We start from the raw sequence: 6,376 nt of genomic DNA, 5'->3' as shown, positions 1-6,376 counted from the left end.
CCCCTGGATCTGGGTGATCGTGCTCAGAGTTTCCTTACTTGTATCAAGGGTCCCGGCCCGCCTCGGCGGGCCGGGACGGGCGCGGGCTGATCGGTAGGTGAGGTGCCGCCGATCCGCCACCCTCCACACGCGCCCGCACCACCACGTCAGCCAGGTCATGACCCAGTACGGAAGCCGAAGCAGATCACCCACCCTGAGCCGACGGCGTACCCGGGAAGGGGCGACGTCGGGGCCGAGGGCACCTTGAGCCACCCGCCCGGCGCGGGGCCCGCGCCGGCCGCATTCCGGGGGCCACGGGGTGAAACCACGGGCAGGGACGAGCCCACCCCGTTCGCGGGCGGGCGTATGACCCCCGGACCACGACTGGCCCCACACCAGGCGGGACCCCGACCCCCCAACCCCCGCGAGCACACGTGACAGAGCCCAGAACGGGAGGTCAAAGAGCCAGGACAGGCAGGCCGGGGGCGTGTCAGGCTTGAGCCATGACGGCAGCGCACGATTACGAGCACCTGCACCACCTGGTTGATCGGCTGAGCCCGACCCAGGTGCGGCGCTTGCGGCTGATCATCACCGAGGACGAGGAACTCTCCCGGGTCGACCAACAGGTCCCAGACGTGGCCGGAGGCGGCGACGACGGTGACCTCCTCCCCGCCAGCTTCCTCGCACTGTCCGGCAGCATCGAAGCACCAGCCGACTACGCGGAGCGGCACGACGACTACATCCGCGAACGCGTGGAACGCGAGCGGAGCGCCAACGAGTGATCACCACGGTCCTCGACACCGACCCTCTCGAATCTGCGCCGACGACCTACGGCAAGGTAGTCGGGTTCACCCTGGATCCGCCGACTCGATTTCTGTGAGCCGTTTCCGGTGCCGTTCGGGGTGGATTTCGGTGGCTGGGCATGGGTGATTGCCGGATGGCCGTTCCGGTGGCGGGGTCTCCGAGATCCGTGGGCCGTGGGCGGTTGTGGCGGGCGGGAGTTCAGGGCCGCAGGCGACAGCCGCCGGCTGTCCACAGGCTCTGGAAGGCGTCCTGCCAGGGCCATCGGGCGGGGAGGTGGAAGGTCAGCGTGCGCGCGGCGGTGGCCAACCGGGCCGGGACGGCTACCAGTTGGCGGCGGATCGTGCCAGTGCGGGCCTTCGCGTGGAAGGCGGACGCCAGGCAGCCCAGGGCGCGGGTGAGGTTGTGGGCGAGCACGGCCAGGGTGAGCCACGCGGCGTTCGCGGTGAACTTCCCCGACGGCAGGTGCGCGAGCGCGGAGTCCTCGAGGTCGGCGAAGACCTGCTCCACGACAGCGTGCGCACGGTGGATCTTCTCCGCTTCCACGAGCGGGAAGGGCGTGTCCGCGAAGACCGCGTGGAACCGGTAGACCGTGAACAACTCGCCCTGGCCGTCTGGGGCGTGGGCGTCGCCCAGCCGCTTGACGCGCCGGACCAGCAGCCGGGCGGTGACGCGGTGCTTCTTGGCCTTGCCGGTGAACGCGGTGTACTCGACCTCGGCGACCTCCGCGTCCGAGATCCAACGTTCCTCGTCCGCGTCCCAGATCGCCTTGGGGTACTTGATCGGCGTTCAGGCGGTCTCGGGGATGGTCGCGATGACCTGACGGACCTTCTTGCGCTGAGCGACGGCCAGGGAGAACCTCGCCCCGGCGCGGCGGCAGGCCGCCACCGCCTTGTGGGAGAAGAACGCCGAGTCGGCCCGCACGACGATCATGCCGGTGGCGCCCATGGCCCGCACCGCGCGGATCGCCTCGGCGATCAGGCTCGCCGCGCCCTTGGCGGAGCCCGCCGAGCCCTTCCGCAGCCGGGAGGCCACGATCACTGGGGCGGCCAGCGGGGTGGAGGCGGTCACGATCTGGAAGTGCAGGCCGCGGACCTTGGTGTAGCCGTGCTCGGCACCCTGCTTGCCGGCCCCGTAGACCTGCTTGACCTTGGAGTCGATGTCGAGGTAGACGACCTGGTCGGATCCGGGCAGCAGTCGGCAGTGCACCGCGAGGTTGCAGGTGAACGCCCGGACAGCGGACTGGAGTTGGCGCACGTGCCCCCAGGTGAACGCACGCAGGAAGGCACCGAGCGTGGTCGGGGCGCGCATCCCCGTGAACGCCTTCGCCGTCGCACCGTGCCGCAGCACGTCGGCGTCGTCGATGCTGTCGGCCCCGGCGAGCATCGCAGCGTAACGCCGTTTGACGGCAACGCTGACGGCAACGCAGCCGGACGCCGACGGCCCCGCGAGGCATCTCGCGGGGCCGTCGGCGTTCCTGGAAACGGTGCGGCGCTACGGGATGACGTCGGTCTTGAGGGCGTCGCTGAGGGTGGTGATGGCGGCATGCTGAAGGCGGGGGCGGACGTGGGCGTAGACGGCGGCGGTGACGCCGATGTGGGCGTGCCCGAGAAGCTCTTTGATCACGACGAGTTCGACGCCCTGCTCCAGGAGGAGCGTTGCCGCCGTGTGTCGAAGGTCGTGGAACCGGATGCGGCGGAGGCCGGCGCGGTTGAGGAGGGTGGTGAAGGCGCGGGTGAGGTTGGTGGGGTCGATGGGGCGGCCGATGGTTGTGGTGAACACGTAGCCGGTCTCCTGCCACTTGTCCCCGGCAGTCGCCCGTTTCTGTTCCTGCCGCCGCCGATGGGCCTGCAGGGAGTGGATGCAGGCGGCGGGCAGGGTGATGCGGCGTTCGGAGTTGGTGGTCTTCGTCGGCAGGGTGGTCAGGCCCCGGCTGCTGGTGCGTTGGAGGGTGCGGCGGATGCTGGCCGTTCCGCCGGTGAGGTCGAGGTCGGTCCACTGGAGGCCGAGGAGTTCGCCCTTGCGTAGGCCGGTGTGGAGGGCGAGTTCGAACAGGACGTGGAGGCGGTGGCCTTCGGCGGCCTCGAGGAGCTGTCGGGCCTCGGCGGTCGTCAGTGGTTCGGTGCGCTTGGGGCGTGGTATGCCGGCGGGCACGTTCCGGGCGACGTTGCGGGGGAGTTCGTCCTCGCGTACGGCGTGCTGGAGCGCGGACTTACGGAGTGCATGTAGCTGACGGTCAGGGGTGAGAGCCGCTTGCCGCAGCAGGCCCCGGTCGAACAGCACCCGCCCTGGGTGTCGAGTCCTCGGACGCAGCACTGGCACTGGGTGCGGAGCTGATCGAGGAAGCCACGGACGTCCCTTGTAGTCAGCCTGCCCAGCTTCTTCTTGCCAAGAGCGGGGTTGATGTACAGGCGGACGGTGGCGCGGTAGCGGGTGTGGGTGGTCTCGCGGAGCTGGTGAACGGCGATGTTGTCGAGCCAGTGCTGGAGGTACACCTCGACGGTGCAGTCCGCAGCCGGTGCTGGGAGGCCGCGGTTGCTGGCGGCCATGCGCTCGGTCAGCTTGTCCGCGGCCTCCTTGCGCGTGGCCCCGTAGACGCGGGTGCGCTTGCGGGTGCCGTTGGTGGTCAGGACATAGCCTGCGGCTTCCCAGCGGCCGTCTTTGCGCTGGTAGACGGTGCCTTCGCCGTTGGCGCGGGACTTGCGGACGGGGCGGGGGGCGGGCATCAGGCTGCGGCTTCCTGGTCGAGGCGGGTGTGGATGAAGTCGGCGAGCGCGTGTGAGGGGATGCGGCGGGCGCGGCCGATGGTGATGGAGGCGAGTTGGCGGCTGCGGAGGAGGTCGTAGACGGCGGAGCGTCCGAGTTGGAGGCGTTCCATGACCTGCGGGACGGTGAGAAGTTCAGTGCTGGCGGTCACGCGGCGCCCCCCGCCCCGACATCGCCGGTCAGGCGATAAGTGGAGTGACCGACCGGGTGACCGGCACGGTCACCAGGGCGCTGCGAGCGCCGGGTTCGGGTCGGTTGCTCACGTCGGGTCTGCCGTGTTGCGGTCAGGAGGTCGGCGAGGTGGGCGAGTTCGGGCAGGAGGCCGGTTCCGGCGTACTGCCAGTGGGAGATGACCAGCGTCGTGTCCGAGTCCACGCGCTGACCGGCGATGTTGCGGTGACCGGGACGGTGACCGGCGGCCAGGTCAGTGGAGTGTCCGGCGCGGTCACCGATCGGACTGCCGTCCGTCTGACTGGTCTGCGTTTCAGCCGATGCCGGGGCGGGGGTCTGGGTGTCGGGTCGGCTGGTGCGCCAGGCGGTGCGTTCGGCGCGGAGGTGGGCGAGGGTGGTGGAGTAGTGGCGGGTGCGGGTGGAGAAGTGGCCTCGGAAGCCGAGCATGTGGGCCCATTGGCGCAGGCGGAGATGGGCGTGCTGGCGGTTGGTGGCGAGGTGCCAGGCGGTGTGGATCATGCGGCGGGCGTGGTCGGTGATGTCGTGGGTGGCGAGTTCGGCGAGGAGGCGGAGTCGGCGGTCGAGGGTGCCGGTGGTGGTCTCGGCGCCCTTGGTGGCGTACTTGGCGATGTAGGCGGCGACGTGCCGGTCGGTGACGGGGCCGTCGCCGGTGAAGTCCGTGCTGCGGATCACGCGGACGTCGATTTGCCGGCCGAACCGGAACACCAACCGCTCTGCCCGATCTGGGATTTGTGGCTGGGACGCGGGGACGTGTCCGGCGGGCTGCGGGTGCTTCGGTGGTTCGCCCTCGTGGTGGACGCGGGTGCGGGTGGCGGCGGCGCGGACGGCGTGGTCGAGGAGCTGGGTGGTGGCCCAGGCGGGCGGGGTGCTGCCGGGGCCGGTGGGGCCGTCGAGGCGGATGACGGCGTGGAAGTGGACCTGGCCGCGTTTTTGGTACTCGGCGACTTTGGCGTAGGAGAGTGTGGCGTGGTGCCGCAGCGCGCGCTGGGTGAGGCCGGCGGCTTTGGCGATCTCGCGGCGTAGGTGGGTGGTGAAGCGGGCCCACAGGGCCGGGGCGTGCGCGTTCCACAGCACCGCGCCCGTGTAGTCGTATCGCTCGGGGTTGAGCGGGGTGCCGAGGAGCGGGTCGTTGTCGGGGTGGGTGTGGCCGCAGTGGCAGTGTCCGGTGTCGGGTTGGTTGTGGACGGGGCCGAAGCCGGGTGCGGTGAGGGTGGCGAAGACGCGGGGGTGGGCGGCGACGCTGGTGGGGACGGTCTTGCCGCCGCGGAGTCCGGCGGCGATGAGTTGGTAGGTGTCGTAGCGGTAGACGGTGGAGCAGGCGGGGCAGCGGGTGGTGCGGCGGTTGCCGCAGCGGACCAGTAGTTCGCCCGCCGGGAGCTGGCCGGAGTCGAGGTGGTTAAGGATCTCGCCGGTCGCGGTGTCGAGGTGGGTTCGGTGCCCGGTGAGGCGGATCGGGTGCGGGCAGCCGCCGAGTCCGGTTATCTGGTGTGCGAGGGGTGCGAGTTGGCCGGTGGCGGCGAGTTTGGCCAGTTTGGCGGTGAGCCGGGCGCGGCGCTCCAGTGCCCGCCCTGCCGCCGCGGAGGCGGTGACTTCCGCCGGGTAGGTCGGCGTCGTGAACGCCGACGCCGGACGCGAGGCGGCTGGAACGGTCGCGGGGTACGGGAGTTGGAGCTGTGCGGGCATGCGGGAGGGGGCCTTTCGGCGGGGGCGCGGAAGCGGTACGGCGCGGGGCGACGTGGGCAGGCCGAAGTGATCGGCTCACAGGGGAACGGGGCGCCTCGGAGTGGGGCGCGGGGGCCGGACGAGGGAGGGCCTGGTCGGCGGGGCGTGGTGGTGATCACCGGCGGGTGCGTGACGTTAACATCGCCTCACGGGCGCATTCAAGTGCATCCCTCCTGATTCCTTTCTGCTGGGTGGTGGGACGCGGGTAGTGTGGGGCCGGTTTCCGGGTTTGGACGGGCCGGAATCTGGTGGTAGAGGCAGGGAAAGCGGGGGTGGCCGGGCATGGTGGGGCGGCGCGGGCGCAGGTCGGCGGGCAGCGGGGTGCAGTTGACGTTCGAGGTGATCGCCGAGGCCCTGCGGGAGCGGATCCGCTCGGGTGGGCTGCGGCCGGGGGATCCGCTGCCGACGCAGGCCGTGCTGATGCGGGAGTTCGGTGCGTCGAGTCTGACCGTGCAGAAGGCCATGACCCTGCTGAAGCAGGAGGGGTGGGCGGTCTCCCGTCCCGGCAAGGGCGCCTTCGTCGCCCACCGCGACCACCCCGACGGCGCCGATGACCTCGACGGCCCGGAGGTGACCGCATCCGCCGGGGGGACGACGGCCCGTGTCGAGGCGTTGGAACTGGCGCTGGCCGAGGCTGCTCAGCAGATCGCCGACCTCCGTCACCGCGTCGAGGCGCTGGAGTCGGGCGGCGGCGAGCAGGGTCGCTGACCCTCTGTGCCGGGCGCGCTGAGAGCCTGCGTTCAGATTTTCTCTACGAGGTTCAAGGCGGAGCCCACCCGTCTGAGCCGGCCGAAAGCTGCCGACCGACCCATCGTGGGGCAAGCACCCGACACCCGTGCTGAGTGCCGATGGGCGGCCGGGCCCAGGCGCGAGCGGGACTCAACCTGGCACCGCCTGGAAGCAAGTTGCGGGCGTG

Annotated in this window: 4 protein-coding genes and 2 pseudogenes; 2 read left to right on the top strand and 4 right to left on the bottom strand. The window is 71.0% G+C overall.

Features of this window, described 5'->3' with window-relative positions:
* Nucleotides 1-482: 482 nt before the first annotated feature.
* Nucleotides 483-761, top strand: coding sequence for a hypothetical protein (locus tag VXC91_RS41145; protein WP_329512478.1), 279 nt, complete (start codon nt 483-485; stop codon nt 759-761).
* Nucleotides 762-981: 220 nt separating this feature from the next.
* On the opposite strand, the pseudogene VXC91_RS41140 reads toward VXC91_RS41145, so the two are convergent.
* From VXC91_RS41140 to VXC91_RS41125, 4 genes and pseudogenes are all read right to left on the bottom strand, one after another.
* Nucleotides 982-2,172: pseudogene (locus VXC91_RS41140) on the bottom strand (IS1380 family transposase); the annotation flags it as partial.
* 102 nt (nt 2,173-2,274) lie between these two features.
* Nucleotides 2,275-3,506, bottom strand: a pseudogene (locus VXC91_RS41135) (tyrosine-type recombinase/integrase).
* Nucleotides 3,506-3,697, bottom strand: coding sequence for a helix-turn-helix domain-containing protein (locus tag VXC91_RS41130; protein ID WP_329512477.1), 192 nt, complete (start codon nt 3,695-3,697; stop codon nt 3,506-3,508). The pseudogene VXC91_RS41135 and the gene VXC91_RS41130 overlap by 1 nt, the downstream one beginning before the upstream one ends.
* The gene (locus VXC91_RS41125; protein ID WP_329512476.1) at nt 3,694-5,421 is read right to left on the bottom strand and encodes a replication initiator; all 1,728 of its coding nucleotides are present in this window, start codon (nt 5,419-5,421) and stop codon (nt 3,694-3,696) included. The genes VXC91_RS41130 and VXC91_RS41125 overlap by 4 nt, the downstream gene beginning before the upstream one ends.
* 321 nt (nt 5,422-5,742) lie before the next feature.
* On the opposite strand from VXC91_RS41125, the gene VXC91_RS41120 reads away from it, so the two are divergent.
* The gene (locus VXC91_RS41120; protein ID WP_329512475.1) at nt 5,743-6,168 is read left to right on the top strand and encodes a winged helix-turn-helix domain-containing protein; all 426 of its coding nucleotides are present in this window, start codon (nt 5,743-5,745) and stop codon (nt 6,166-6,168) included.
* Nucleotides 6,169-6,376: the final 208 nt, after the last annotated feature.

Origin of the sequence: Streptomyces chiangmaiensis (genome assembly GCF_036281785.1) — a bacterium.
Taxonomy (GTDB): Bacteria; Actinomycetota; Actinomycetes; order Streptomycetales; family Streptomycetaceae; genus Streptomyces; species Streptomyces chiangmaiensis.
The sequence above is the reverse complement of the archived record's forward strand: the minus strand, read 5'-3'. Positions and strand labels throughout refer to the sequence as shown.